Source organism: Stenotrophomonas sp. AS012628, from assembly GCF_010608305.1.
In the GTDB taxonomy this organism is placed as follows: domain Bacteria; phylum Pseudomonadota; class Gammaproteobacteria; order Xanthomonadales; family Xanthomonadaceae; genus Stenotrophomonas; species Stenotrophomonas geniculata.
In genome coordinates this window covers 102,914-129,036 of record NZ_VMBJ01000003.1, presented here as the reverse complement: position 1 = coordinate 129,036, position 26,123 = coordinate 102,914, and the positions used below count along the sequence as shown (strand labels likewise).

Annotated in this window: 18 protein-coding genes and 3 pseudogenes; 9 read left to right on the top strand and 12 right to left on the bottom strand. The window is 66.7% G+C overall.

Annotated features, from left to right (window positions below):
- The first annotated feature begins 23 nt into the window (after positions 1-23).
- Positions 24-1,148, top strand: a complete 1,125-nt coding sequence (locus tag G5A07_RS02920) for a slipin family protein (RefSeq protein WP_071305572.1) — start codon at positions 24-26, stop codon at positions 1,146-1,148.
- 57 nt (positions 1,149-1,205) lie between these two features.
- Positions 1,206-2,426: an RtcB family protein gene (locus G5A07_RS02915; protein WP_109813755.1), complete on the top strand. Its 1,221-nt coding sequence runs from the start codon at positions 1,206-1,208 to the stop codon at positions 2,424-2,426.
- 41 nt (positions 2,427-2,467) lie between these two features.
- Here the strand turns inward: G5A07_RS02915 and G5A07_RS02910 are convergent, their stop codons facing one another.
- Both G5A07_RS02910 and G5A07_RS02905 read right to left on the bottom strand, forming a co-directional pair.
- Positions 2,468-3,373 (bottom strand): NAD(P)/FAD-dependent oxidoreductase, encoded by a 906-nt coding sequence (locus G5A07_RS02910; protein ID WP_109813754.1) that lies wholly within the window; start codon positions 3,371-3,373, stop codon positions 2,468-2,470.
- On the bottom strand, positions 3,363-3,818 hold the full coding sequence (locus tag G5A07_RS02905) for an Rrf2 family transcriptional regulator (RefSeq protein WP_191862664.1): 456 nt from the start codon (positions 3,816-3,818) through the stop codon (positions 3,363-3,365). The genes G5A07_RS02910 and G5A07_RS02905 overlap by 11 nt, the downstream gene beginning before the upstream one ends.
- A 183-nt stretch (positions 3,819-4,001) precedes the next feature.
- On the opposite strand from G5A07_RS02905, the gene G5A07_RS02900 reads away from it, so the two are divergent.
- Positions 4,002-6,122 carry a methyl-accepting chemotaxis protein gene (locus G5A07_RS02900; protein WP_191862662.1) on the top strand — a complete coding sequence of 707 codons (2,121 nt, stop codon included), beginning with the start codon at positions 4,002-4,004 and terminating at the stop codon, positions 6,120-6,122.
- Positions 6,123-6,224: 102 nt separating this feature from the next.
- Here G5A07_RS02900 and G5A07_RS02895 read toward each other — a convergent pair whose 3' ends face one another.
- Positions 6,225-7,127 (bottom strand): LysR family transcriptional regulator, encoded by a 903-nt coding sequence (locus tag G5A07_RS02895; protein WP_049454144.1) that lies wholly within the window; start codon positions 7,125-7,127, stop codon positions 6,225-6,227.
- Positions 7,128-7,232: 105 nt separating this feature from the next.
- Here G5A07_RS02895 and G5A07_RS02890 point away from each other — a divergent pair, with 105 nt between their 5' ends.
- Both G5A07_RS02890 and dkgB read left to right on the top strand, forming a co-directional pair.
- Complete coding sequence (locus G5A07_RS02890; RefSeq protein ID WP_191862661.1) at positions 7,233-8,447, top strand: MFS transporter; 1,215 nt, start codon at positions 7,233-7,235, stop codon at positions 8,445-8,447.
- A 125-nt stretch (positions 8,448-8,572) separates the two neighbouring features.
- Positions 8,573-9,382: a 2,5-didehydrogluconate reductase DkgB gene (gene dkgB, locus G5A07_RS02885; protein WP_191862659.1), complete on the top strand. Its 810-nt coding sequence runs from the start codon at positions 8,573-8,575 to the stop codon at positions 9,380-9,382.
- 68 nt (positions 9,383-9,450) lie between these two features.
- On the opposite strand, the gene G5A07_RS02880 is transcribed toward dkgB, so the two are convergent.
- Positions 9,451-11,196 (bottom strand): ATP-binding protein, encoded by a 1,746-nt coding sequence (locus tag G5A07_RS02880; protein WP_191862657.1) that lies wholly within the window; start codon positions 11,194-11,196, stop codon positions 9,451-9,453.
- 12 nt (positions 11,197-11,208) lie between these two features.
- The gene (locus G5A07_RS02875; RefSeq protein WP_138984340.1) at positions 11,209-11,601 is read right to left on the bottom strand and encodes a hypothetical protein; all 393 of its coding nucleotides are present in this window, start codon (positions 11,599-11,601) and stop codon (positions 11,209-11,211) included.
- 309 nt (positions 11,602-11,910) lie between these two features.
- Here G5A07_RS02875 and G5A07_RS02870 point away from each other — a divergent pair, with 309 nt between their 5' ends.
- Positions 11,911-12,687 carry a YdcF family protein gene (locus G5A07_RS02870; RefSeq protein ID WP_191862654.1) on the top strand — a complete coding sequence of 259 codons (777 nt, stop codon included), beginning with the start codon at positions 11,911-11,913 and terminating at the stop codon, positions 12,685-12,687.
- Here the strand turns inward: G5A07_RS02870 and G5A07_RS02865 are convergent.
- The 3 genes and pseudogenes from G5A07_RS02865 to G5A07_RS02855 form a co-directional block, all read right to left on the bottom strand.
- Complete coding sequence (locus G5A07_RS02865) at positions 12,650-13,351, bottom strand: alpha/beta hydrolase (RefSeq protein WP_071305583.1); 702 nt, start codon at positions 13,349-13,351, stop codon at positions 12,650-12,652. The two genes, G5A07_RS02870 and G5A07_RS02865, sit on opposite strands and share 38 nt — an antisense overlap.
- Positions 13,352-13,478: 127 nt before the next feature.
- Positions 13,479-14,268, bottom strand: a pseudogene (locus tag G5A07_RS02860) (ATP-binding cassette domain-containing protein).
- Between the two features lie 172 nt (positions 14,269-14,440).
- Positions 14,441-14,818 (bottom strand): hypothetical protein, encoded by a 378-nt coding sequence (locus G5A07_RS02855; RefSeq protein ID WP_071305585.1) that lies wholly within the window; start codon positions 14,816-14,818, stop codon positions 14,441-14,443.
- Positions 14,819-14,977: 159 nt separating this feature from the next.
- On the opposite strand from G5A07_RS02855, the pseudogene G5A07_RS02850 reads away from it, so the two are divergent.
- Positions 14,978-15,206, top strand: a pseudogene (locus tag G5A07_RS02850) (IS5/IS1182 family transposase); the annotation flags it as partial.
- Between the two features lie 685 nt (positions 15,207-15,891).
- A pseudogene (locus tag G5A07_RS02845) lies at positions 15,892-16,002 on the top strand (YbjQ family protein); the annotation flags it as partial.
- Between the two features lie 28 nt (positions 16,003-16,030).
- Here G5A07_RS02845 and G5A07_RS02840 read toward each other — a convergent pair.
- Positions 16,031-18,751, bottom strand: a complete 2,721-nt coding sequence (locus G5A07_RS02840; protein WP_191862650.1) for a bifunctional acetate--CoA ligase family protein/GNAT family N-acetyltransferase — start codon at positions 18,749-18,751, stop codon at positions 16,031-16,033.
- Between the two features lie 84 nt (positions 18,752-18,835).
- The gene (gene mgtE, locus G5A07_RS02835; protein WP_191862648.1) at positions 18,836-20,206 is read right to left on the bottom strand and encodes a magnesium transporter; all 1,371 of its coding nucleotides are present in this window, start codon (positions 20,204-20,206) and stop codon (positions 18,836-18,838) included.
- Positions 20,207-20,552: 346 nt separating this feature from the next.
- Here mgtE and G5A07_RS02830 point away from each other — a divergent pair, with 346 nt between their 5' ends.
- Positions 20,553-22,331 (top strand): monovalent cation:proton antiporter-2 (CPA2) family protein, encoded by a 1,779-nt coding sequence (locus tag G5A07_RS02830; protein WP_019336775.1) that lies wholly within the window; start codon positions 20,553-20,555, stop codon positions 22,329-22,331.
- Positions 22,332-22,406: 75 nt separating this feature from the next.
- Here G5A07_RS02830 and G5A07_RS02825 read toward each other — a convergent pair whose 3' ends face one another.
- A complete protein-coding gene (locus G5A07_RS02825) occupies positions 22,407-25,745 on the bottom strand; it encodes an ankyrin repeat domain-containing protein (protein ID WP_191862646.1) in 3,339 nt (1,112 codons plus the stop codon).
- On the bottom strand, positions 25,738-25,998 hold the full coding sequence (locus G5A07_RS02820) for a YcgL domain-containing protein (protein ID WP_010482302.1): 261 nt from the start codon (positions 25,996-25,998) through the stop codon (positions 25,738-25,740). The genes G5A07_RS02825 and G5A07_RS02820 overlap by 8 nt, the downstream gene beginning before the upstream one ends.
- Between the last annotated feature and the right edge of the window lie 125 nt (positions 25,999-26,123).

Sequence of the window (26,123 nt, the reverse complement as noted above, 5' to 3'; positions counted from 1 at the left end):
GAGCCATACAAGGAGAGACTCCCATGTTCTGGACCATCAAGGTCGTGATCGGCGACGGCGAGCGCGGCCTGGTGTATCGCAACCGTCGTTTCCAGCAGATCCTGCTGCCGGGCGTGCACCGCCTGTCGCCGTTCGGCGGCCGGCCGCACGTGGACCTCCACAACGCATCGAAGGGCGCGGCCTACACCGGCAGCGACCAGGACAGCCTGATCGAAGCGCTGGACGCACAGCTGGACACGCACTTCGTACTGGCCAACGTCGGCGCCGGCGAAGTCGGCCTGTTGCTGCGCAACGGCCGCATCGACGAGGTGCTGCCGCCGGGCAGCCGCCGTCTGTACTGGCGCGGTTCGGTCGACACCCAGGTACGGGTGATGGCGCTGGGTGACGAGCCGCGCATCCCGCTGGACGTGCAGCAGCGCCTGGGCCAGCTGGGCGTGCTGCCGCGTGTCGCGGTGATCAGCACCGTGCCGAGCGAGTCGGTCGGCCTGCTGTTCATCGATGGCACGCTGCGCCAGACGCTGGACGCCGGCCTGCACGCGTTCTGGAACTTCAACGGCAACGTGTCGGTGGAGCGCGTGGAGCTGCGTGCGCGTTCGCTGGACGTGTCCGGCCAGGAACTGCTCAGCCGCGACAAGGTGACCCTGCGGGTGAACCTGGCCGCGACCGTGCAGGTGGTCGACCCGGTGCGTGCACATCGCACGCTGAGCAATGCCGATGAGTTCATCTATCGGCAGCTGCAGTTCGGCCTGCGCCAGGCGATCGCCGCACGCAGCCTGGACGAGCTGCTGGGCGACAAGGCGGCACTGGACGGCGAGATCGCTGCCCATGTGCAGGCGGCGATCGAGGGCCATGGCGTGCGGCTGCTCGGCGTGGGCATCAAGGACGTGATCCTGCCGGGCGAGATGAAGGAGATCCTCAACGGCGTGGTGCTGGCCGAGAAGCAGGCCCAGGCCAGCGTGATCCGTCGCCGCGAGGAGGCCAACGCCACGCGTTCGCAGCTCAACACCGCAAAGCTGATCGAGGACAACCCGGTGCTGATGCGCTTGAAGGAGCTGGAGGCGCTGGAGAAGGTCACCGAGAAGATCGACAAGCTCACCGTGTTCGGCGGCCTGGATGGCGTGCTGAAGCAGCTGGTGACGATCAGGTAGGGGGTCGCGGCGGCGCAGGGACGCGCCGCCGGCCCATCAAGGACATTCAACAAGACAATGGACACGCAACAGAACTATCAATGGCTGCACGCCGAGGGCACCACGCCGATCAAGGGCTGGGTCAACGGTGTACCGCTGGAGGCACAGGCCCACGAGCAGCTGCGCAACATCGCCGCGATCCCGTTCGTCGGGCCGTGGGTGGCGGTGATGCCGGACGTGCACCTGGGCAAGGGCGCGACCGTGGGCTCGGTGATTCCGACCCGTGGCGCGATCATTCCGGCCGCGGTCGGCGTCGACATCGGCTGCGGCATGGCGGCGGTGCGTACCACGCTGCGCGCCAACGACCTGCCCGATGACCTGCGGCAACTGCGCAACAGCATCGAGCGCAGCATCCCAGTCGGCAACGGGCGCGGCGGCGAGCATCACCGCATGCCCGACAGCATCCACACCCGGTTGGTGCAGTCCGGGCTGGCCGACGGCCTGGAGAAGATCAAGGACAAGCACCGCAGGATCCGCACCGATAAGCTGGACCGCCAGCTGGGTACGCTGGGCGGCGGCAACCACTTCATCGAACTGTGCCTGGACGAGACGGATACGGTGTGGGTGATGCTGCACAGCGGCTCGCGCGGCACCGGCAACCTGATCGGCACCTACTTCATCGAGAAGGCGCGCGAGGAGCTGGCACGGCGCGTGCTGGGCTTCCACCTGCCGGACAAGGACCTGGCGTTCTTCATGGAAGGCGAGCCGCTGTTCGATGACTACGTTGAAGCGGTGTCGTGGGCGCAGGACTACGCGCGGCAGAACCGCGAGGCGATGATGTCGCGCGTGCTGGCCGAGATGCGCCACCGCTTGCCGAAGTTCCAGCTGGCGGCGATGGCGGTGAACTGCCACCACAACTACGTGCAGAAGGAAACGCATCACGGCCAGGAGCTGCTGGTGACACGCAAGGGCGCCGTCAGTGCCCGCGAGGGTGAGCTGGGCATCATTCCCGGCAGCATGGGCACGCGCAGCTACATCGTGCGTGGCAAGGGCAACGCGGACAGCTTCCACAGCTGCAGCCACGGTGCCGGCCGGGCGATGAGCCGTGGCACGGCGCGCCAGCAGATCACGCTGGCCCAGCACCGCGAGGCCACCGCACACGTTGAGTGCCGCAAGGACAGCGGCGTGCTGGACGAGTCACCGGCGGCGTACAAGTCGATCGATGATGTCATGGCCGCCCAGCTGGACCTGGTGGACGTGGTGCACACACTGCGGCAGGTGCTGTGCGTGAAAGGGTAATGGAACGGTGCCGGCCAAGGCCGGCACCCACCGGAACACGTTCAGCGCGCCACGCTGTCTTCAGTCACCAGCGCGTGGTGCACGCCGATGCCCGCACGCACGCCCTCGGCAGCAGCCAGGGTGATGTTGCCAACTGTGGTTGCATCGCCGGCGGCGTACACGTTCGGCAGCGAGGTCTGCCTCATCGCATCGACCTCGATCAGCACGCCCAGCGGGCTTTCCAACAGGGTGCAGCCCAGCTGCTGCACCAGCGGCGTCGCCATCGTCTGCGTGGCCGGCACGAACAGCGCGCGTTGCGCGATGCGGCGGCCATCAGCCAACTCCACTTCCAGCCAGGTCGGCTGGTCGCCCTGCACGCCCACCACCGGCGCGGTCTCGATCTGCACGCCGCGCTGCTGCATGGCGGCCCGCTCCTCATCGGTGATCGGCAGGCCCTGGCTGAAGAAGGTGACATTTCCCCAATCGGCGAACAGCGGCGCCTTGCTGGCGGACATCGGGTGCCCACCAAGCAGACCGATTGCGCCACCACCCACTTCGTAGCCATGGCAGTAGGGACAATGCAGCACGGTGCTGCCCCAGCGCTCGGCCAGGCCCGGCAACGCCGGCAACTGGTCGGCGATACCGCTGGCCAGCAGCAGCTTGCGCGCGGCCAGGACCTGGCCATCGGCGGTATGCACTTCCACACCTTCGGCGCGGGCGCTGGCCTGCATGGCTTCGGCATGCACCCAACGCACTGTGGGGTAGTCCAGCAGCTGCTGTCGCGCGGTCTTCAGCAGCTCGGCGCCGCTGATGCCATCCAGCCCCAGCACGCCGTGCGAATGGCCGGCGAAACGGTTGCGCGGTGAACCGGCATCGATGACGGTGACCGGGCGACGGGCGCGGGCCAGGATCAGGCCGGCGGCAATGCCGGCATAGCTGCCGCCGACGATGAGCACATCAGGATTCATGATGACCTTCCAGGGAACGGTGATGGGCGAGATGGCGGGCGAAGTCGGCGCCGAGCTGGTCCAGCGTGGTCGCCTGCAGCCGCTGTTCGAGAAGGCGCTGTGCTTCGCGCGCCCCTTCGAGCAGGGCGCTGTTGACCAGCTGCTGGATCGGGCAGCCGCCGCCGGAATCGCGGGCGCCGACCTGCACCAGCGGTGGTGCGCCCACGGCCAGATAGATGTCATGCAGGGTGATCGCCGCGGCATCGCGTGCCAGCAGGCTGCCACCGCCGTGGCCGCGCGTGCTGCGCACCAGGCCGGCCTTGTGCAGCTGTGCCAGCAGGCGACGGATCACCACCGGATGCGTCGGCAGGCACGACGCCAGCTGCTCGGACGTACGCGGGGCAGCGTGGCCCACCAGATGTGCCATCACGTGCAGGGCATCGGAAAGCGGGCTTGCTGATTTCATGTAACAACAATAGTTACATTTAAACCATCTGTCGAGAGTCCGTATTCGTTCCATATGGACACATTTGTCCTATGAAACATCTCCTTCACATCGCTAAACGGAACGCGAATGTGATCGTTGTCGCACTTCAGACGTGCAGGGCACGGGTCGATACCGCATTGCCCCTTCCCGAGAGTCCCTTCCATGAAAGCGTCTGTCCGTGCTCCGCGCCTGCAGTCCAAGCTGCTCGGCGCGGTTTCTGTTGGTCTGGCCGTGGTCCTGCTGTGCGCACTGGCGGGCCTGGCCTCCGCTTGGTTGAAGCTGTCCACCGAAGTTCCACCCGAAGTCGCGCACAGCCGCGATGCAGAACGCCTGCAACGCGAGTTCCGCGGCCAGGTGCAGGAATGGAAGAACGTATTGCTGCGCGGCCGCGACGATGCGCTGCGCCAGCGCCATCTGGATGCCTTCGACAGCGAGGGCCGACTGGTCGAGCAGCTGGCCAAGGGCCTGGTGACCAGCCCGGACGCGCGCACGCGTGATCTGGCACAGGCCTTCATCGGCCTGCATGCGCAGCTGCAGAAGGACTATCACGCCGCCCTGCAGGCATTTGCGGAGGCCGGCTACGATCCCGCTGCCGGCGACAACCTCGTGCACGGCAAGGATCGCCCGGTGGCGAGCGCACTGGATACGTTGAGCGCGCACGCCACACAGGTGGCAGAAGCGGCGGTGGCCGCGCGTTCCCAGCAGGCGCGGCAGACGTTGTTGGTGTGCGCGGCGTTGACCGTGCTGGCCGCCGTGCTGTTGCTGATGGGCCTGGCGTGGTGGCTGCGGCGTGCCGTGGTGCAGCCGGTACTGGCGGTGGAAGCCGCTGCACGTGCAGTGGCTGCCGGCGACCTGCAACACGTGGTGCAGGTGCGCAGCCGCGACGAGATCGGCCGCCTCGCGCAGGCCATGCAGGCGGTGCAGTCCACGCTGCGCGGCGTGCTGGATGCACAGGCCACGATGGCGCAGGCGCATGAGGCCGGCACCATCAGCCACCGCATGGACGCCAGCGCCTTCCCCGGCGCCTTCGGCACCATGGTGGCCGACAGCAACACGCTGGTGGATGCACACATCCAGGTGAAGATGCGCGCGATTGCGATCATGGGCCGCTACGCCGTCGGTGACCTCAGCCAGGACATGGAACGCCTGCCCGGCGAAAAGGCCGTGATCACCAATGCATTGGATACCGCCAAGGCCAATCTCGGCGTGATCAACGGCGAGATCCGCCGCCTGGCCGAAGCCGCTGCCGCCGGTGACTTCAGCCAGCGCGGCGACAGCGCACGCTTCGAACATGATTTCCGCGCGATGGTCGACGGCCTGAACCGCCTGATGCAGACCACCGAACTGAACCTGGGCGAGGTTTCCAGCATGCTGCGCGCGATTGCCGATGGCCGTCTCGGCGCGCGCATGCACGGTGATTTCCAGGGTGTATTCGCGCGCATCGCCGGCGACGCCAATACCACCGCCGCGCAGCTGGCGACCATCGTCACCGACATCAAGCACGCCTCCGGCAACATCCACACCGCCGCCGCAGAGATCGCCGCCGGCAACAATGACCTGTCGCGCCGCACCGAACAGCAGGCCGCCAACCTGGAAGAAACCGCTGCCTCGATGGAGGAACTGACCTCCACCGTGCGCCAGAACGCCGAACATGCGCGCCAGGCCAACCAGCTCGCGATCGGCGCGCACGCGGTCGCCTCGCAGGGTGGCAGCGTGGTCGGCCAGGTGGTGACGACGATGGGCGCGATCGAAACCTCGTCACGGCAGATCGCCGAGATCATCAGCGTGATCGATGGCATCGCCTTCCAGACCAACATCCTGGCATTGAACGCTGCGGTGGAAGCCGCGCGTGCCGGCGAGCAGGGCCGTGGCTTCGCGGTGGTTGCCAGCGAGGTCCGCACGCTGGCGCAGCGTTCGGCGGCGGCCGCGAAGGAGATCAAGTCACTGATCGAAGCCTCGGTGGAACAGGTTGGCCATGGCGCACAGCGCGTGCGCGAGGCAGGCGACACCATGGCCGAGATCGTGGCCTCGGTGCAGCGCGTGACCGACATCATGGCCGAGATTTCCGCCGCCTCGCAGGAACAGAGCGCGGGCATCGAGCAGGTCAGCCAGACCGTGATCCAGATGGACGGCACCACCCAGCAGAACGCTGCGCTGGTGGAGGAAGCCAGCGCCGCGGCACGCAGCCTGGAACAGCAGGCGAACCGGTTGATCGAGGCGGTGGATGTGTTCGATCTGTCGACCACGGCGGATGCGAAGGGCGGGTTGGCGCGCGCGGCCTGATTGGTCCGGTTGCCGGCCAGCGTCAGATGGGTAGCGCCCGACCGTTGGTCGGGCGATGGCAGGTGCAGTGCGGACCAACGGTCCGCACCCACCCGAATCCGATCAGCGCAGGTAACCGCTCTGCGCCATTGCTTCACCCAGGTAATCCAGGAACGAGCTGATCCGCGCCGACACCGCCGTGTTGCGGTAGTACACCGCGTGGATCGGCTGGTACACATCCAGCGTCTGCGCCGCCAGCACCGGCACCAGGGTGCCAGCAGCGCGGTCGCTATCGGTGACGAAGTCGGACAGGCAGGTGATGCCGACACCTTCCACCGCCAGACGGCGCAGTGTCTCGCCACTGGACACGGCGATGTCCGGCCGCACCAGCAGCAGCCCATCCGACTCTCCGGGCAACGGCCAGCGGTTGAGTGACTCCGGCTCGTTGAAGCTGAGCAGTGTGTGCTGGCCCAGTGCGGCGACGCTGGCCGGTTCGCCGTGTGCAGCCAGGTAGGCCGGGCTTGCCACCAGCCGCAGCTGGCACCGCCCCAGCGGCCGCGCATGCAATGTGGAGTCGGCCAGTGGCCCGATCCGGATCGCCAGATCGGTGCGCCGCTCCAGCAGGTCGATGTAGCGGTCGGAGCTGTTCAACTCCAGCTGCACTTCCGGGTAGCGCGCACGATAGCCGCTCACCAGCGGCGCGATCACGTGCAGCACGAACGGCATCGCCGCATCCACGCGCAGGCGCCCTGCCGGGCGCTCGCGGCGTGCCGCCATCTGTTCCTCGGCCGATTCCACCGCATCGATGATCGCCCGGGCATGGCGCAGGAACGCCTCGCCCTCGGCAGTCAGGTGCAGGCGGCGGGTGGTGCGGGTCAGCAGGGTGATCCCCAGCTTGTCCTCCAGCCGCCCCAGCGCACGGCTCACGCCCGAGGGCGTCTGCCCCAGCTGCTCGGCAGCGGCACTGATCGACCCGCTGTCGATCACCGCGAGGAAGGCCTGCATTTCATCGAGAGTGGTCTTCATCCCGCCATTATTGACTGAGCGGCAATAGTGATTGGCGTGAAGACTGGTTTTTCGGCAAAGGTGCACCGCGCACACTGCGCGCCTTCCTTCCCTCCGGAGCCGGCCATGATCCGTGGCATTCCCCTCGCCCTGCTGGCGTTGACCCTCGGTGCCTTCGCCATCGGCACCACCGAGTTCGTCATCGTCGGCCTGATTCCCACCATTGCCGCCGATCTGCAGGTCAGCCTGCCCTCCGCAGGCCTGCTGGTCTCGCTGTATGCCCTCGGGGTGGCCATCGGTGCGCCGGTGCTGACCGCGCTCACCGGCCGCGTGCCGCGCAAGTCGCTGCTGGTAGCCCTGATGGTGCTGTTCACCCTCGGCAACGTCATCGCCTTCCTGGCGCCGGGCTACACGTCGCTGATCGCCGCGCGCATCCTCACCGGCCTGGCCCACGGCGTGTTCTTCTCGATCGGTTCGATCATCGCCACCGCGGTGGTGCCGAAGGAGAAGGCCGCCAGTGCCATCGCCATCATGTTCACCGGCCTGACCGTGGCACTGGTGACCGGCGTGCCGCTGGGCACCTTCATCGGCCAGCACCTGGGCTGGCGCGCCACCTTCCTGGCGGTGGCCGGGCTCGGCGTGATCGCACTGCTGGGCGCGCTGCTGTTCGTGCCGCGCAGCGTACCGCAGAGCGCCCCGTCCAGCTTCCGCCAGCAGATGGCGGTGCTGGCACAGCCGCGCCTGCTGCTCGTCTATGCGATGACCACGCTGGGTTATGGCGGGACCTTCCTGGCCTTCACCTACCTGGCGCCGATCCTGCAGGACGTCACCGGTTTCTCGGCCAATGCGGTCAGCCTGGTGCTGCTGGTGTACGGCGTGTCGGTGGCGATCGGCAACCTGTGGGGCGGGCGCATGGCCGACCGCATGGGCCCGGTGCCCGCGCTGAAGCGCATCTTCGCGCTGCTGGCCATCGTGCTGTTCGCGCTCACCTTCACCGCCTGGAACGCCTGGCTGATGCTGCTGACCGTGCTGGCGCTGGGCGCCGTGGCCTTCGGCAACGTGCCCGGCCTGCAGGTCTATGTGGTCAAGCAGGCGCAGCGCTATGCACCGCAGGCCACCGACGTGGCCTCGGGCCTGAACATCGCCGCCTTCAACATCGGCATCGCGCTGGGCGCCTCGCTCGGCGGCCTGGTGGTGGAGAACATCGGCCTGATGCACACGCCGTGGCTGGGCGCGCTGGTGGTGGTGGGCGCGTATGCGCTGACCGTGCTCAGCGGCCGCCTGGACCGTCGTGATGGCATCGATGATCGCGCCGATGGCATCGCCGTGGCCGCGCATTGAGACAGGTCATGCCGTGCCGGCACCCTGCCGGTACGGTGGTGCAATGCACCGTTGCCGGCACGTATGCGGCCACTGGCCTACCCTTTGCCGGATATTCGCATCCCTCCCCTCTGCTGGAGCTCCCCATGACTGTCCCCGCCTTCGGTCTCGGCACCTTCCGCCTCAAAGACCAGACCGTGATCGACTCCGTGCGCAACGCGCTGGATGTCGGCTACCGCGCCATCGATACCGCACAGATCTACGGCAATGAAGCCGAGGTCGGCCAGGCCATTGCCGACTCCGGTGTGCCGCGCGATGAGATCTACCTGACCACCAAGGTCTGGATCACCGAGTTCAAGCGCGAAGCGCTGCTGGCCAGCCTGCGCACCAGCCTGGAGAAGCTGCGCACCGACCATGTCGACCTGGCACTGATCCACTGGCCGTCGCCGAACGACAAGGTCGACGTGCCGATGGAGGAGTACCTGACCGCACTGGCCGAGGCCAAGGCACAGGGCCTGACGAAGGCGATCGGCATCTCCAACTTCACCATCGCACAGACCCGCAAGGCGATCGAGATCCTCGGCGCCGATGCGATCACCACCAACCAGATCGAGATCCATCCGTACCTGCAGAACCGCCTGCTGGTGACGTTCCTGCAGGACAACGGCATCCACATTACCGCCTACATGAGCCTGGCCTATGGCGAGGTGATCAAGGACCCGGTGATCCAGGCCATTGCCGGCCGTCACCAGGCCACGCCCGCGCAGATCGCACTGGCCTGGGCACTGCAGCAGGGTTACTCGGTCATTCCGTCTTCGACCAAGCGCGGGAACCTGTCGGGCAACCTGGAAGCGGCCGCGATCCGCCTCACCGACGAAGACATGGCGCAGATCGCCAAGCTGGATCGTGGGCACCGCCTGGCCAACCCGGAAGGCATTGCGCCGGCCTGGGATTGAGGCCCCGTTGTTGTAGAGCCGAGCCCACGCTCGGCTGCCGTCTCCCTGGAGCTGAGCATGGCTCGGCTCTACAGACTGGATCCCCGGGGCGCCACCTCGTGCAGCATCCGCAGCACCTCGTGCACATCCAACGGTTTGCACAGGAAGCCGGCGGCGCCCATTGAACGCGCCCTCTCGATGACCTGCAGACGCGTGTCCGCGCTCATCACCAGGATGGGCGGACCGTCCGTTCTGGAGCCGACCGCTTCAAGCACGTCCCAACCGCTGCAACCCGGCATATGAAGGTCCAGCAGCACCACGTCCGGCGCAAGCGACGCCACCGCAGCCTGCGCATCGCGCCCGTCGTGCCGGCAACTCAGTCGATGACCTGCACATTCCATCAGCCGCTCGACCACCTGCCGGTTGGTTTCCACATCCTCGAACAGCAGGCAATGCAGGGATCGTACCGACGCCGCATGTGCCTTGAACACCGCCTCAAGCGAAGGTGATGCTGCCTCGCCGATCACGGCAGGAGCGGTGAAGCACCACTGGAACGAGGCGCCACCCCACGTGCTGCGGCCCACCTCGATCGTCGCGCCCATGGCATCGGAAATCAGTCGCACGATGTAGAGCCCAAGCCCAACCCCCTGCTCGCAACGGGCATCGCCCTCGCTCACCTGGACGAAGGGGGAGAAGATCGCCTCCTGGTCGCTCTCGTCGATACCGCACCCGGAGTCGGAAACGGTCACCCGCACCTGCCATTGCTCACCGATGCGGGAGGCGTCAATGGACACGCGGGTCTCGCCCCCCACCGGGCTGAACTTGATCCCGTTGCAGACAAGATTGCTGATCACCTGTTCGACCCGGCCTGCGTCAACCAGCATCCACACTGCGGGATCGCAGTCCTCCACCGTCAGCAGTACACCTTTCTCCGCAGCAGCCGGTGCGCAGCTTTCCTGCATCGCATCGAGCGCGGACGCCAATGAACAGGGTTGAGGACGAAGCCGCAGCGTTCCACCCTCGATGCTGGCCACATCGAGGACATCATCAATGCGATGCCGCAGCGCTCTTGCCTGCCGGGCCACCATCGCAAACGAACTGCGCTGCGCCGGCGTCGCGGCGTCCATGTCCAGCAACTGGATGCCATTGATGATGGCGTTCAACGGCGTCCTCAGCTCATGGCTCATCGTTCCGATGAACCGCCCCTGGGCCTCGCGCGACGCGACGGCACGGAGCGCAATATCGCGCATGGCCGCAACCATGGAGGCAACCACGGCCGGCAGCAGGATCGTCAGCGCCAGGGCATAGGCCAGGTAGGCAGGTCGTGAGATCCAATAGCCCTCCGGCGCGGCCCACAGCAGCCCCAACGCCGTTGCAGCGATGGCTGGCGCGATCGCCCTCCGCCCGTAGGCAGCCGTCGCCGCGATCACCAGGAAAGGCAGCGTCGCATTGAGCGTCATCAGAAGAATGAAGGCTGCATCGACCTGCACCGTCACCATCACCAGGCTGAGGAGCAGGCCCACCGCGTCGCGCCATGCCACACCGCGATCCTTATGGAGGTTCACCCATGCGGCCCATGCCACGGACGCAACAAGCAGCGCAATCGACGCAGGCAGCACCTTCGCCGCCTCGTTGGCCAGCACGGGTTGTGGTCCATCCATCCAGAGCCAGCACCACAGCACGGTCAGTACCTGCAATACCACTCTGGACAGGCTGGCACGCGGCTCCTGCAGCGAGGACAGCAACAGCGCAAGTCGTTTCATTTCCAGTGAGCGGGCCGCCTGAAGCAGTGCGTCGGGACCAGGATCGAGCAGAGCAGAGGGTGCATGGGGCATGGCCGGACTCCTTCACCTGTGAGAAACGATGTAACGTTGCAGAAGGCGCTGCGCCGCTACCGCCAAGGCTTGGGAGCGGCGTCGTATGTGGTCTGCCGCCGCGCCCGATCGAAGGCACTCACCCAGGTCGTCGCACGCGCTGGCGATCAGCCTGCTGCCCAGCGCCGACGTGATGCTCTTGAGCGCGTGCAGGCGCGCCAGTTCTGCATCCAGATCGCTGCTGGGCGTACTCGCAGACTCCACCCTCCACCGTGCTATCGCTTCGTCCAACGCAGCAACAAAGGACGGCAGCTCGCATGGTGACACCGCGGCAATCACCTTCAGCATTGAATGCTCGCCAAGCTCAGGGCGATCGGCGCCTGCCGCCTGCGTTCCCGCCATGCCACGTCGATCGATTGCGTGCATCTGTCTCCGCCATATGTCGCATGCGACCTGTTCGTGCATGACGCTCCCGGCCAAATACGATTTCGTGCAGGGCCATTCGCGACAACGCATCTTCCCGATTCGCTACTGCATCCGCTCATGAATGAGAGCGAACAAACCCGGAAACCGCTCGGAAAACACGTATCCCAGCCCTAATCCAAGCCATACGCCGCCGAGAATGACGCCCGCTCTTGCGGAGGGTGACAGTCGCTTCAGATCCATGGCATCCAGCATCCACACAACGAAGGCCCCGCGCCATCGGAATTCATTCAAACTTTCCTGAGGTGCACTGTGCTGGCGTTTACCCTTCTTCTTCTGCTGGCATGTGCCGCACTGATCGCCACACGCCGATTCCGCACCGCGGCACTCCTGTCGATGCTGCCCCTGATGGCCCTGTCCAGCGCAACGGGCCCGATAACGCAATGGATGCTCGACCGGGCCCAGGCCAGCGCTGCATTCACGACACCTGCAGATCGGCCGAAGACAACGATCCTGCTGCTGGGCGGTGGCATCGAGCACCATGCCGAGGGCTCCAGCCCGGGTCTGGTGGGGTACAGCCGATTGCTGGTTACGGCGCAGCGCTATCTGCTCTGCCAGCAGAAGCACGAGACCTGCAGGGTGATCGTGAGCGGAGGTGCCTCACGAAACCGTAAGACCAGCGAGGCCAACGTCTACGCGCGCGAGCTGGCCCGTCTGGGTGTGCCGATGGATCGCATCGAGCAGGAGGATGCCAGCGCCAACACCTGGGAGAACGCCCGGAACAGCAGCGCGATGCTCCGCCACGATCCATCGCGCGTGGTAATCGTGACCTCGGGTCTTCACCTCAGGCGAAGCCTGCTTTATTTCCAGCATTTCGGCGTGATTGCCGAAGGCCTGCCCAGCGACCGGCTACGCGCTACGCCCGGATGGCTTCCCTCGACCTTCAACCTGCTGCTGGCCGAGGTGATGTTGCACGAACGTATCGGCGTGCTTCGTTACCACGCCTACAACAGACTGGGGTGGAACGAACCACCGATGCCACCGATCCCCTTCAATCCACAGACAGCCACCCACGCATCGCCGCACTGACCTCGTCCGGCTTTTCCATCGGGGCCAGGTGCCCGCAATCGGGCACCACCACCAGCTGCGAGTGCGGCACCAGGTCGTGCATTTCCTCGCTCACCGCCAGCGGCGTGATGCGGTCGTTGGCACCGCACACGATCAGCAGCGGATCGCGGTAGCCCGCCAGCACGTCATGGCCGTCGCGCCGCTCCAGCGCACTCTGGCGCAGGAATACCTCCGCCCCCAGGCGGGCGGTCATGTCGCGCACGCGCTGCACCAGCACGTAGTCGTCCAGCCGTGAGGCGTCGATGTAGCTGCGCATCAGCACATCGCCGAAGCCATGGAACTTGCCAGGCAGTCGCACGCTGGCGCGCTGGCTACGCCGTTGTTCGGCACGTTCCGGTGAATCGGCGTGGATCGAGGTATCGATCAGCGCCAGCTGCAATACGCGCTCCGGGGCGATGCGCAGGATCTGCTGGGCCACGAAGCCACCCAGCGAGAAACCGGCCAGGGCGAAGCGCTCCGGTGCCTGTGCCAGCACGTCCTCGGCCACCGCCTGCAGGGTCTCGCCGCGGGTCTGGTCGCCTACGGTGCAATCGGCAATGTCGGCCAGGTCGGCCAGCTGTGCGCGCCACAGTTCAGCATCGTTGAGCAGGCCGGGCAGCAGCAACAGGGGGATACGGTCGGTCATGGGGGTATTGTCGCGCCGGTGCGGTGGTAGCGCCATGCCAGCGACCGCGCCAAGCGCGGCGACATGCCCCGGATGAAACAGGCGCGCCGGACCCGCGCCCGCTTCTGGATACCCTGTGGGACGCCAGTCAGACCGATGCCGCGACGCATTCCTCGGCGTCGGAAGCAGGCGCCGTCGACGCCCCACGCTGGGGCCGCACCTCCTGGACGATCCGCCCCTGCTCCATCACGAGCACGCGGTCGGCGCTGTTTATGGTCTCCGGCCTATGGGCCACGATCACCTTGATCAGCTCCATACGCTGCACGGCTTCGTTGACCAAGCGCTCGCGCATGACATCAAGATGGCTGGTGGCCTCATCTAGAAGCAGAATCCGTGGCCGGCGGTAGAGAGCGCGGGCCAGAATCACGCGCTGCTTCTGACCGCCTGAGAGCGAGTTGCCCATGTCGCCGATATGACCGTGGTAACCCATCGCCATCCCCGCGATCTCATCATGCACCGCGGCCATTCGAGCAGCTTCCTCAATGCGCTGTTCATCGAAGCCGCTATCGAAGCCGCTATCGAAGCCGCTATCGAAGCCGCTGATGTTGTCGACAATGCTTCCGACAAACAACTGGTCATCCGGGATCGCATCAAGCTCGCTGACCCGGGCGAACAGCCGCATCGAAGCGATCTCGTGCAGCGCTTACTACATGCCCGGAGCGCTCCAACGCATATCACTGCTGCAGCAGGTGGATGCGCAGCATCGTGTCCACCGCATACGGCGACTTACCCACGCGACCCGAACGCGGGTAATGTGGCTCGATCCGGGCCAGTAGTGCCTTTCATGGCGCTACCCAGTCCACCTCGTAAAGGAGAATCTCGCGCCGGGTCTGCTTGCGCTTGCCCAGACCCTGCGTATCGCCAAATGTCAGCTGCATGGATGGCTTCTCAACGTGTGCCTCTATTGTCTCTCAGGCCGCCGGCAAGCGGACAGCACTACCGAAGTAGTTGTTCAGAGCATCCGTAGATGCAGGTCATGAGGACGGCAAATCTCGCTCAGCCATCAGCGACCAATGGACTAAGAATAAGCCAATCTATAGACAAATAACGTTAGTCATCCCCCTCGACCTGTACATCGACCTTATCCCGAAAAATAACTGAAATTAAAGACAAGAGCAGAGCTGGAAGCCCCAAGAGAAGCACGAACGACAAAGGCGCACCGAACGACCATAGAGCGGCCGAAAACACGGCAGCCGAAACCCCAAGCAGCAGGAACGAGCACTTAATTTTCCCTATTAACAGGTAACTTGCCGTCGAACACATCAGCGAGAATGCGGCAACAAAAGCTCCAACCTCCTGAGGAACCTGCAAAGGCTCAGCACCCCGAAGCGCCGCCACCAGCATCAGCGCTGACGCAGACGCCATTGCTACCAGGGAAATAAAGTAGAACTTGCCATGCCGGCCATCAAATCCATCAGTAATCTTCATATCGATCCTCAATGGATCGCAGGGCGAAAGCCCCGCGATCCAGCTAATGATTGACCAGCGCTAAGGATGTTCTGAACAGCTCCCTGCGAACTGTGCAGCAGTGCCCGCCACAGACTGCCGCTTCGGGGGACACTACTGAGCCGCGTAGTGGAATACATCATACGGCTGACACTTGGGGATGCGCAGGGCCTGGGCAAGCGCAAGCAGACCCGGCGCGAGATTCTCCTTTACGAGGTGGACTAGGTAGTGCCATGGAAGGCACTACTGGTCCGGATCGAGCCAGATTACCCGCGTTCGGGTCGCGTGGGTCGGTCGTCGTATGCGATGGAGACGATGCTGCGCATCCACCTGCTGCAGCAGTGATATGCGTTGGAGCGATTCGGGCATGTAGCAAGCGCTGCACGAGATTGATTCGATGCGGCTGTTCGAGCGGCTCACCAGTCGTTCTCAGGTCAAGATGCCCTGCATAACTCGCGTGGACTCCATGCCAAGCGTCGAGAAGGGTCATGACGATTGCTCTGGTCCATCAACTGCCGCATTGAAACCAATACGGACTTGGCGTCCTTGCAGGAATCAGCCGCAGCTGCAACTCAAGCGGCAACCTTGCAAAGTGATCATTTCGACTCGTGCTCTTCCCGAATCCGCTCGCGCCTGACGTCGGCATGCCTGGCTATCGCAATGACAACCGCTCCTATGAACAAGAACGGCAAGATCCGACCGTCTGCAGTTGCCGCCACCATAGCTAGGCAGCACACGCAGATGGCGAAGGTCTTTTCGTTGATACCTTGGATCCTCACAAATTTCCTCATGCCTGCAACATCGGGAAACATCCTCTTTCAATAAGGTCACGAAGGACCGCCGCCACGCAGTGGCGCAATGGTAGCGTTGCTTCTTCGCTGAGTTGAAGAGCGAAATGCGTCAGTAGCCGCTTCTTTCCTTCTGGTGATTCAGTCACTCCTACGCAAGAGACACAGCAGGCACCCGGTACGCCGACATGCGTGGACCACTCGGACGTCACTGGCGTAGGGTATAAGCCATCGTTGTAGTCAATATTCAATCGTCGAACGACTGACAGCAGCGCAATCATCAGCATGAGCTTGCTTTACGACGCCGCCGATGTGATGACTGGACTGACCGAGGTGCTGTGCTATGGCACGGCGGTGGTGGTGGACCCCTTGCGGTGACGTTGTCGAACCGAGCGCAGGCTCGGCTCTACAACGGGGTTTCGGGCACCTCAACCTGCTGCACCGGCAGGGTCACCATCATCACCGTCGGGTCGTCCGGGTCGAGTTTCGTCTTGAACCCCAGGCTCTGGCACATCGCCAGCATGGTGCTGTTCTCGCGCAGCACCTGGCCTTCCACCATGTCCAGGCCCAGCCACTTGGCGTACTCGATCATGATCGCCATCAGCCGCCAGCCGATGCCGTGGCCCTTCAGGTCCGAGCGGATCAGGATGCCGTACTCGCCGCGGTGGTAATCGGCATCGGCGTGCAGGCGTACCGCACCGAGCATTTCGCCACTGCGCGGTTCGATCGCCACCAGCGCGATCGAGCGTGCGTAATCGAGCTGGGTCAGGCGCGCGATGAATTCGTGGCTGAAGTGCTTCACCGACTGGAAGAAACGCAGCCGCAGGTCCTCGTCGCTGACACGGGCGAAGAACGCACGGAACAGCGCGTCGTCTTCCGGACGCACCGGACGCACGAAGGCGCGGCCGCCATCGGACAGTTCGATGGTGCGCTCCCACTCCTTCGGGTACGGGAACACCGAGAAGCGCGGATGGCCACGGCCCTTGTGCAGGATGCGCGACGGTGCCACGGCCACACGTGCGTCGAGGGCGAGGATGCCCTTGCTGTCGACCAGCAACGGATTGATGTCCAGCGTGCGTACTTCGGGAATGTCGGCGGCCAGTTGTGCCAGCTTGACCAGCGCCAATGCCAGTGCGCGCTCGTCGGCGGCAGGCACATCGCCATAGGCCTTGAGGATGCGCGAGGCACGGGTCTGGCCAATCAGCTCGTGGGCCAGGCGTAGATCCAGCGGAGGCAGCGCCAGCGCCTTGTCGTTGATCACTTCGACAGCGGTGCCGCCGCGGCCGACCACGATCACCGGGCCGAACGTCGCGTCATCGGCAATACCGACAATGATCTCGCGTGCCTTCGGGCGGACGATGGTCGGCTGTACCAGCAGGCCATCGATGCGGGCATCCGGCCGCAGCTGGCGTGCGCGCGACAGGATCGCGTTGGCCGCGCTCTGCACCGCCGGCAACGTGGACAGGTTCAGGCGCACGCCGTCCACTTCCGACTTGTGCGGGATGTCCGGTGACAGGATCTTCAGTGCGACCGTGGCACCGCGCTCGAGCAGCGGCTGCGCCAGGTCCATCGCCTCGTGCGCATCGCGCGCATGCATGACCGGTGCGGACGGAATGCCGTAGGCCTTGAGCAGTTCATGGGTGGCCAGCGGATCCAGCCACTGCTGGCCGTTGGCCAACGCGGCATCGACCAGCGCGCGTGCAGCCGCCGCGTCGACATTGAAGTCCTGCGGCAGGCTGGGTGGCGTTTCCATCAGGGCGTTCTGCGCTTCGCGGTAACGCACCAGATGCTGGAAGCCGCGTACTGCCTCCGCCTCGGTCGGATAGGTCGGCACCCGCGCCGCGTTGAGCGTGGCAGTGGCCTGGTCATCGTTGCCCAGCCACACCGCGAACACCGGCTTGTCGCGATGATGGCGCGGACGCAGGCCGAGCGTGCGGGTGAGCGCCTGCGCAGCGTCTGCGGACGAGGTGAACGCCGTCGGCACGTTGACCACCATCACCGCATCATTCTCGTTGTCGGCCAGCAGCGCTTCGATGGCCGCGGCATAGCGGTCACCATCGGCGTCGACCACGATGTCGACCGGATTGCTGCGCGACCAGCCCTGCGGCAGCACGGCGTCGAGCTTTTCGACCGTGGTGTCGGACAGGTTGGCCAGCGTGCCACGCAATGCGATCAGCTGGTCCACGGCGAGGCGACCGACGCCGCCGCCGTTGCTGAGAATCGCCAGGCGACGGCCCGGGAAGGTGCCCAACCGCCCCAGCGATTCGGCAGCAGTGAACAGTTCGTCCAGCGCGCCCACGCGCAGCAGGCCGGCACGGTTGAACGCGGCGCCGTACACGTCGTCGGCGCGGGCCAGTGCCTGCACATGGGTATCGCGGCTGCCCGGCTGCACGCGCTCGGCGCGGCCGGACTTCACCACCACCACCGGCTTGGCGCGGGCGGCGGCACGCGCAGCCGACATGAACTTGCGCGCGTCCTTGATCTGCTCGACATAGAGCAGGATGGCGCGGGTGCGGTAGTCGGTGGCGAAGTAGTCGAGCAGGTCGCCGAAGTCGACGTCCATCGTGTCGCCCAGCGAGACCACCGCGGAGAAGCCGACCGAGCGCGCTACGCCCCACTCCACCAGCGCGGCGGCGATCGCCGAGGATTCGGAGATCAGGGCGAGGTCGCCTGCCTGCGGGAAATGTGCGGCGATACTGGCATTGAGTCGCGCGTGCGGCGCGATCACGCCCAGGCAGTGCGGCCCGAGGATGCGCAGGCCATGCTTGCGCGCCACCGCCTCTACCTGTGCGGACAACGAACCCGGGCCTTCGCCCAGGTGCGCGGTGAGGATGATCGCCGCCTGCACGCCGCGCTCGGCGGCGGTACGCACCACCTGCGGCACGATCGCCGCCGGTGCGGTGATCACCACCAGGTCGGGCACCCAGTCCAGGTCCTTCAGCCGCTTGATCGTGCGGATGCCATCGATCTCGGCATGCCGCGGGTTGATCCACGCCACCTTGCCGGGGAAGCCGGTGCCGCGCAGATTGCGCATCACCGCACGGCCGGCCGAACGCTCACGCGGACTGCCGCCGATCACCGCGACCGACTGCGGACGGAACACAGACTGCAGGTGGTAGGTACTCATGCGCCTACGGTACCCAAAAAAGGGGACGGAGGGGATTAAGTCGTTTGTGCACAAACGACTTAATCCCCTCCGTCCCCTTTTTTGTTACAGCAGCGTGCCGTGCAGGATCATCGCGGCGATGCTGAAATAGATCACCAGGCCGGTGACATCCACCAGGGTGGCCACGAACGGCGCCGAGGCGCTGGCCGGGTCGAAGCCGAGCCGCTTGAGGATGAAGGGCAGCATCGAGCCGGACAGCGAGCCGAAGGTGACGATGCCGACCAGGGCGGCACCGATGCTGATCGCCAGCAGGATCCAGTGCTCGCCGTAGTCATGCAGGCCGCCCAGCTGCCAGATCACGATGCGCACGATCGCCAGGCAGCCGAGGATGGCACCCAGCACCATGCCGGTCGGGATCTCGCGGATGGCCACCTTCCACCAGTCGCGCAGGCGCAGTTCACGCAGCGCCAGGCTGCGGATCAGCAGCGAGGTGGCCTGCGAGCCGGAGTTGCCGCCGGAACTCATGATCAGCGGAATGAACAGGGTCAGCACCACCGCGCGTGCCAGTTCGTCCTCGTAGTGCTGCATCGCGCTGGCGGTCAGCATCTCGCCCAGGAACAGCACGCTCAGCCAGCCGGCGCGCTTGCGCAGCATCTCGAAGAAGCCGATCTGCATGTACGGCTTGTCCAGCGCTTCCATGCCACCGAACTTATGCGCGTCTTCGGTGGATTCCTCGATCAGTGCATCGAGCACGTCGTCCACGGTGACGATGCCGAGCATCTGCAGCTGCGCATCGACCACCGGAATCGCCAGCAGGTCGTGGCGGCGGATCAGCCGCGCCACTTCTTCCTGGTCCATCAGCGCATCCACCGTCACCGGCGGATTGACCTGGGCCACGTCCAGGATCGACTCCTCCGGCAGGCCGGTGATCAGCCGGCGCATGGTCACCACCTGCTGCAGCTGCTGGCTGGCCGGGTCGAGCACGTAGATGGCGTACACGGTCTCGCGGGTGCGCTCGACCTGGCGGATGTGCTGCAGGGTCTGCGCCACGGTCCAGCTGGCGGGTACCGCCACGTACTCGGTGGTCATCAGCGCGCCGGCGGTGTTGGGCGGGTAGCTGAGCAGCTTCTGGATGGCCTGGCGGGCGTCGGTGCCCAGCAGCGGGATCAGCCGCGCGCGCTCTTCCTCGTCCAGCTCGTGGACGATGTCGGTGGCACGGTCATCGGCCATCAGCCCAAGCAGGGCGGCGGCGCGGGCCGGCGGCAGCGCGGCTACCAGTTCGCCGCTGCGGTGCAGTTCCGGTGCCTCCAGCATCTTCACCGCACGCGGCAACGGCAGCGCGGCCAGCGTTTCCGCAGCGCGCACGAGTTCCAGCGTGTTGAGGAATTCCACCGCATCGGCGGTGTTGTAGTTCGCCAATGGTGCGGCCAGTGCGGCGGCATCGGCCACCGGGCGCAGCAATTGCTTCTGGTTCATCGGGTTTGCCTTGTGGGGGTGCGACCTCGCGCAACGCCAACGCAGGCAAACCGTCCCGATGTCAGGCGGTGGCCATCGCTGGCGTCGAACGAGGTCGACTTCTACTGTCGCTGGACATGGGTTGGGGACTCCGGGATGCGTGTGCCGGCGGACGCGCCGCCAGCGGCGGGCAGTCTGGACCCGTGGGCCATGCAGGTCAACCCGGCCGCTGTGCGCAGGGCGCCTGCCCGGCAGGTTGTTCTCGTGCATACACAGGCCGGCGCGCATAATGACGCGGTGGTACTCGCCACCCCTTCCCCCACCCGAATGGACGCACAGCGGGCTCCGCCGATGACCAGGTATTCCCATGCATAGCGGTGGTCTGGAACTGGCCCTGGTGCTGCTGCTGGCGGCGGTCATCGCCGTGCCGGTGTTCAAGAAGTTCGGCTTCGGCGCGGTGCTGGGCTACCTGGCCGCCGGTGTGGTGCTGGGCCCGGACGGGCTGGGCTTCGTGCAGGACGCCGACCGCATCCTCGGTGCCGCCGAGATCGGCGTGGTGATGCTGCTGTTCGTGATCGGCCTGGAGCTGTCGCCGGCACGCCTGAAGGTGATGCGGCGCTCGGTGTTCGGCGCCGGCACGGCACAGGTGGCGTTGTCCGGGCTGGTGCTGGGCGGCCTGCTGCTGCTTGACCATTTCCAATGGAAAAGCGCGCTGGTGGTGGGCGTGGCGCTGGCGTTGTCATCCACCGCGGTGGGCCTGCAGCTGCTGTCCGAGCACAAGGCGATCAACAGCGACCATGGCCGGCTCGGGTTCGCCATCCTGCTGTTCCAGGACCTGATCGCGATTCCGCTGCTGGCGGCCATCCCGCTGCTGGGCGGGGTGAAGAACGAGACCCTGCGCTGGGAAGACGCCGCCGTGGCCCTCGGTGCGCTGGCCGTGGTGATCCTGTGCGGGCGACCGGTGCTGCGCAAGGTGTTCAGCATCATCGCGCGCACCCGCAGCCCGGAAGTATTCACCGCCACGGCACTGCTGGTGGTGCTGGGCACCGCCTGGTTCATGCAGGAAGCCGGCCTCAGCCCCAGCCTGGGCGCGTTCCTGGCCGGCGTGCTGCTGTCCGATTCGGAGTTCCGGCACGAGTTGGAAGCGCAGATCGAGCCGTTCAAGGGGCTGCTGCTGGGCCTGTTCTTCATCGCGGTGGGGATGGGCATCGATCTGGACCGCATCGCCGCCGAGCCGTGGCTGATCGCTGCCGGCGTGGCGATCCTGCTGGTGGTCAAGTTCAGCCTGCTCTACGTGATCGGGCGTATCGCCAAACTCAGTTCGCGACAGTCGCTGCTGCTGGGCAGCGTGCTGTGGCTGGGCGGCGAGTTCGCCTTCGTGGTGTTCAACGAAGCGCAGCGCGCGCACCTGCTGGGCAACGCCAACCATGACCGGCTGGTGGCCATCGTCGGCCTGTCGATGGCGATCACGCCACTGCTGATGATTGCGCTGCTTAAGCTGCTCGGCCAGGAGAAGGCCGCACCGCGTCAGGCCGCCGAGGCCGACAAGGTGGCGCCGGACAATCGGCCGAAGGTGCTGATCGCCGGCATGGGCCGTTTCGGCCAGGTGATCGCGCGCCTGCTGACCGCGCAGAAGGTGCCGTTCGTCGCGCTGGAAGCGAACCCGGACACCGTGGCCGACCTGCGCCGCTTCGGCAACCAGCTCTACTACGGCGACCCGACCCGGCCGGAGATGCTGCGTGCGGCGGGCGGTGAGCACATTGATGTGTTCGTGATCACTGTGGACGACCCGGAGACCAACCTGCGCGCGGTGCGCATGGTGCGTCGGCTGTACCCGGACGCGACGGTGCTGGCGCGTGCACGCAACCGCCAGCATGCGTGGCGCCTGATGGACATGTCGGCCGAGCCGTTCCGCGAAGTGTTCGGCACCAGCCTGGAGATGAGCGGCCGCGTGCTGACCGCGCTGGGCGTGGCACCGGACGTTGCCGAACGCCATGTGCAGCGCTTCCGCGAGCACGACGAACAGCTGCTGCGCGACCAGTATCTGGTGTACGACGACGAGGCGGCGGTGATCCAGACCTCGCGCGATGCACGCAACGACCTGATGCATCTGTTCGAGGCCGACGCGGAAAGCGACGGCAAGTAGGGTGCCGACCAACGGTCGGCACCCACCACAGATTGCGGTTGCCGGCCAGCGGCCGGCACGACCCTTTTCCAGGAATCAGCCGTTGTCGCGCAGGAACCGCGCCATCGACGAAACGCCCGGCACGCGCGGTTCGAACTCACCGGCCACGTCGATGAAGCCACGCATCACCGCGATCTCGCGCGGGCTGCGGTTGAGGCTGTCGCGCACTTCCGGATCGGCACCGGCACGCAGCAGGCGCTGCACCAGCAGCGGCAGGCCATGCAGCGCGGCCAGGTGCAGCGGGCCGAAACCGCGCGGATCGCGCACGTCCAGGCTGACGTCTTCATCCAGCAGGCGCTCCACCGCCGCCATCACCACCTGCTCCTCGCAGGCGGTACCCGGCTCGGCACGCGCACCCAGCAACAGCAGCAGCGGCGTCACCGAACCGGCAGCGGCCTGGTCCGGTTCGGCACCGGCCAGCAGCAGGGTGTCGAGCAGGGCCAGCAGGCGCGAGCGGTCGCGGGCACTGAAACCGTACAGTGCGGCGCAGTGCAGCGGGCCCAGCTGTTGCGCATCACCGGCATGCACGTCGGCACCGGCAGTGAGCAGGCGCGCGACGATGTCCGGCAGGCCCAGCGCCGAGGCCAGCATCAGCACGGTCACGCCGCCCGGCAGGCGGTGTTCCAGCTTGGCGCCGGCGTCGAGCAGGGCCGAGACGATATCCACCTGGCGCATGCTGACCGCCGCCGACAGCGGCGTAGCCCCACTGGCCGCAGCGTGCTGCGGATCGGCGCCACGCGCCAGCAGCAGGTCAGTCACCGCCAGATGGCCACCACCGGCGGCGCGCAGCAGCGCGGTGCAGCCCTGTGCGTCGACCGCATCAACGGCGAAGCCCAGGTCGATCAGGCGGCGCACGGCGTCCACATCACCGGCCATCGCGGCGGCCGGCAGATCGGCCTCGCGCAGGGTACGGCGCGGCAACGGCCACACCCGCCAGTCCAGCCAGTCAGCCAGATCGCGGCGACCAATCGACAGCGCCACGCCCAGCGGCGTCTGGCCGTCGGCGGCACGGGCTTCCGGCGAGGCACCGTGCTGCACCAGCAGCTTCAGCGCGCCTTCGCGGGCCAATGCGGTGGCCAGATGCAATGCGGTCATGCCATGGCTGTCGCGCGCTTCGCGATCGACACCGGCCTTGAGCAGGGCCTGCTGCAGGCGCAGCCAGCCCAGGCGCACCGCCAGCGACAGCGGCGGATCACCGGCCGGCGAGGCGGCGAACGGATCGGCGCCACGTTCCAGCAGTTCCAGTGCCAGCTGTTCCAGGCCACGGGCGGCCTGGTCGTGCTGCGCACACGCGGCGAGGAAGCGTGCCAGGCCACCGCGTCCGGCCGGCGACAGGCCACGCTGCAGCATGACCTGCAGCGCCGGCACCGCGTCGATGCCGCGCGACAACAGCGCGAACATCGGCGTGTCGGAACAGGCGTCACGCACGTAGGGATCGGCACCGTGGGCCAGCAGCCAATCGACCGCACGCGGCTCCAGCGCCAGTTCCGGATCGAGCAGCAGGCCACCCAGTTCTTCCGGCTGGCACAGCTTGGCCAGCGCGGCCATGCCTTCGGTGTTGCCGAAGCCCAGCGCTTCACGCAGCAGGGTCAACGGCGGACGGTCCGGCAGCAGGCCACTGGCACTGGCGGCTTCGCCGCGCTCGGCCAGGCCATCACTGACCGCGGCCGGCAACGGATAGGAGGGGTCCAGCAGAGCCACGATCGCCCAGCGGCCGGCTTCGGCAGCGTAGTCCACCGCACGGCGACCGACCGGATCGGCGGCATCGGCGGCGATGCCCAGTTCGACCAGGCGCTTGATCAGCAGCGGTGAGACATCCTCGGCCATCGCCGCCAGCTGCACCGCGTTGCGGCCTTCGCCGTCCACCGCGACCAGGTCCGGCTTGTGCGGCAGCAGATGCTCGACCACGGCGGCACGACCGGCACGGGCCGCTTCCAGCCATGGCGTACGGCCCAGCGCATCGCGCGCTTCCAGATTGGCACCGGCGCCGAGCAGCACGCCGATGATCTCCACGTGGCCGGCCAGGGCCGCCTCGTGCAATGCACTGCGGCGCTGGCGATCGCGGGCGTCGGCGCGCGCCTTGTGCTTGAGCAGCAGCTGCACCCCGGCCGGATCGTCATCTTCGGTGGCAGCGGCGGCCAGCAGCACCGGCGTGCCCTCGGCCGGTTCGCTGCGCGCACCGCGTTCGAGCAGGAAGCGGGCCAGGCGCCAGTTGCCGACCTGGCAGGCCACCGCCAGCGGCGACCAGCCCTCGTTGTTCAACGCATCGACTTCGGCGGCGGCATCGCGCAGCAGCGCGGCCACGCCCGGGTCGGAACTGCGCGCGGCATGGTGCAGCGGGGTGTTGCCATCGCTGTCGACGGCACGCGAGTCGGCGCCGTTGGCGAGCAGGGTCATCACCGCTTCGGGGCGGCCGTGCCAGCTGTCGCGGGTGGCGGCCAGCAGCGGGGTCATGCCCCGGTGCGGCGCATTCACATCGACGCCGCGGGCGATCAGTTCGCGCAGCAGGCGCAGGTCCGGCAGCACCGCCGCCAGCACCGCCAGGCTGCGCTGGTCGCGCCAGTTCGGGTCCGGCAGCGCATACGGATCGGCACCGGCCTGCAGCAGCTGCAGGCCCCGGTCGATGCGGCCATGGCGGGCGGCTTCATACAGTGCCGGGGTCAGTTCCTGCGGTGCCATCGCCTCCAGCGGCGCGGTTTCGGCCGCGGCGGCGAACATCGGTTCGTGCTCGTTGCCGGCGGTGGCCAACGGGCTCGCGCGCAGCGACACCAGCGGCGCGGGCGCGACCCGCTGCAGCAGCAGGTGCAGCACCGGCGACAGCAGCACGACCGCCAGCGCGGCGGGCCAGCGCGCGCTTTCCGGCAGCAGGCCCGGCCAGGCCGGCAGCACCACCAGCGCGGCCAGCGCGATCACCAGCGCGGCCACGCAGAGGCCACGCCAGGCGGTCAGGTCGCGCCCAGCCAGCGCCTGCCAGTGCTGGGCCAGGCTGCCATCGAGGCGTTCGACATCGTTCCACAGCGGCCAGGTGCGCCAGGCCGCCAGCAGGCCGGCACTGACCAGCACGCTCAGGCCCAGCACCGCCGCAAGGCTGCCGCTGTCACGCAGTGCGGCCAGCGGCCAGGCCAGCAGCAGCGCCAGCAACAACGGCGCTGCCGTCCACAACGCCAGCAGCGCCGGCAGGTCCTGGCGCGCGACCACCTTCAGCGGCAGCAGCGCGCGGCTGCGCCGCCACCACGACACACCCAGCGCGAACGCCGGCTGCGCCAGTGCAGCAAGGATGGCGCCTGGAACGCCGCCCACGGCGGCGCCCAGCGCCAGCACGGCGCCCACGGCGAAGGCGATCGACAGGGCGCGCGGACGGGACGTGTCAGTCATAGTGGCGCGGCATCAGGCTGGCCACCGACGGCGGCACCTGCAGGTAGAACCCGCGCTCGCTCATTTCGCTGCGGACCTTTTCCGGATCGGCCTGGGCCAGGCGGCGCTGGGCATCCAGGGCCACGTCCAGGACGAAGGCGAGCGTCCCCAGCGAGGTGAGCAGCGGCGCAGGCAGCGCGCTGAAATCATCGCGACGGGGAACGTAGACGTAGGTGTCCGGCTTGAGTTGGCTTTTATAGACGTAGGCGTGCATGTCCGCGGGACGATAACCCGGGAAGAGCCATGATTGTGTCGGAAAGCCGACACCGGGGAAAGCCGTCATCCGACGATGACGGCGTGATCGACGGCGTTTCCCCGGCGGGGTTCAGCAATGTGGCG